General features: G+C 62.3%; 1 protein-coding gene. It reads right to left on the bottom strand.

From position 1 onward, the window contains the following. Positions 1-73: 73 nt before the first annotated feature. Positions 74-755: reverse transcriptase domain-containing protein (locus LDO29_RS28080; protein ID WP_253074158.1), on the bottom strand; the 682-nt coding region annotated here is incomplete at its 5' end.

Raw genomic sequence — 755 nt, 5'->3', positions numbered from 1 at the left:
ATCGCGGTAGGAATGCCCATTGCTGGGCACCCCCCGCACAGATCCCGGCGTGCCCGATTCGGGCACCGGGCTCCTACCTTGGGTGTTTGACGGCAAAGCGCCGGTCGGGCCATGGATGAAGGATTCGAGGCTGAGGGAGCCAGGCATCCGCGATCCGCTCGACGCGCGTCCACGTCATGTGATCCTTTTGACTGCGGCGCCGGAGCGCCCGCCGCCAGAGGTCAACAACGTGGTATCGGAACGCGCCGAGTGTTCGCGAGTTCGTTGGTACTGCGTGGTACGCGAAGTATCCGCGCACCACCTGCCCGAGCCATTTCCCTTGTGCAGGGATCGGTTCGTGCATGCGTCGCCGTAGTTCCTCCTTGATCTGCCTGAGCTTCGCCCGCATGCGATCGCCTCGGGTCTTTCGCTGCAACTGAAAGGCACCACGGCGCGATCGCCCGCAGATAAAGATGAAGCCCAGAAAGGCGAAAGTCTCCGGCCGGCCAAGGCCTCGATTCCGTCGGTTGGCCGCTGCATTGCGGCCGAACTCCAGTAGTCTCGTCTTGTCCGGGTGAAGCGCAAGCGCGAACTCCTCCAACCTCAGTCGCATCGCGTTCCAGAAGCGCCGCGCGTCAGCTTCATGCTCGAAACCGACCACAACATCATCTGCGTATCGCAAGATGATGACGTTGCCCTTGGCTTCCCGCCGTCGCCACCGATTGGCCCAGAGATCGAACACGTAATGCAGGTACACATTCGCGAGCAATGGCGAC

The organism is Cupriavidus laharis (assembly GCF_914271435.1).
Taxonomy (GTDB): Bacteria; Pseudomonadota; Gammaproteobacteria; order Burkholderiales; family Burkholderiaceae; genus Cupriavidus; species Cupriavidus laharis.
This window is presented reverse-complemented; position numbering and strand designations above follow the sequence as displayed.